The organism is Streptomyces sparsogenes, from assembly GCF_001704635.1.
Classification (GTDB): Bacteria; Actinomycetota; Actinomycetes; order Streptomycetales; family Streptomycetaceae; genus Streptomyces; species Streptomyces sparsogenes.
The window spans coordinates 1-783 of sequence record NZ_MAXF01000064.1 but is presented as its reverse complement, the minus strand read 5'-3'; the positions used below and the strand labels follow the sequence as shown (position 1 = coordinate 783).

The following is a 783-nucleotide window of genomic DNA, read 5'->3' as shown; positions in this document are numbered from 1 at the left end:
GACCTGAAGGCCGTCGTCTACGCCTACGACGGCGAGCGGTTCGACACCGTGCTGACCCAGCCGCTCACCGCCGAGCGCGGCACCGTCTATGGCGGTGCCGAAGGGAATGACCAGGCCACCCACTGGAACCCGTGGAACACCGACCTGGCGACCTGGGACAAATTCAGGGTCAACGGAGGAAATACCCTCGTCAATCCGCAGCCGGAGCTCTCGACCCTCGCCTTCGCCCGTGACGGTTCGATGATCCTCGGTTTCCGCGACCGGTTCATGGACGTGGTCAGTGGTGGTGGCCTGGACCCCCGGCCCGACGTCAACGACGCGGAAGCCGGCATGTCCGGTGGCGACATCAACATGGCCTGCGCCAATCCCGACGGTGGATACTCCTGGGAAGGCACCGGGGATTGCCCCAACCACGCCGAACCCGCCACCGACGGCGGCCAGAAGAGCGGCGTCGTCGAATACTTCCCGGGCGACTACGTACGGAACAGGGCCAACCCGGAGCAGATCCAGGGCGTGCACAACGAAGCCTCCCAGGGAGCGGTCGCCTACATTCCGCAGCAGCAGTGGGTCGTCAGCACCCAGATGGACCCGACCGACAACTACGGCACCGACGGCACCGGTTACTACAACATCGAGACCGGCCAGGGTCCCGGTAACAACCACGCCGCCAACGCCTACCAGTTCGTCGATTCGACCGACAACGGGTTCGGTAAGGCCGGTGGGCTGGGCGATGTCGCCTATGAGGCGGCGAACGCGCCCATCCAGATCGGCAACCGGGTCTGG

The 783-nt window shown here is 65.8% G+C and carries 1 pseudogene; it reads left to right on the top strand.

The features are described 5' to 3' along the window. A pseudogene (locus BBH68_RS13765) lies at positions 1–783 on the top strand (SdrD B-like domain-containing protein); the annotation flags it as partial.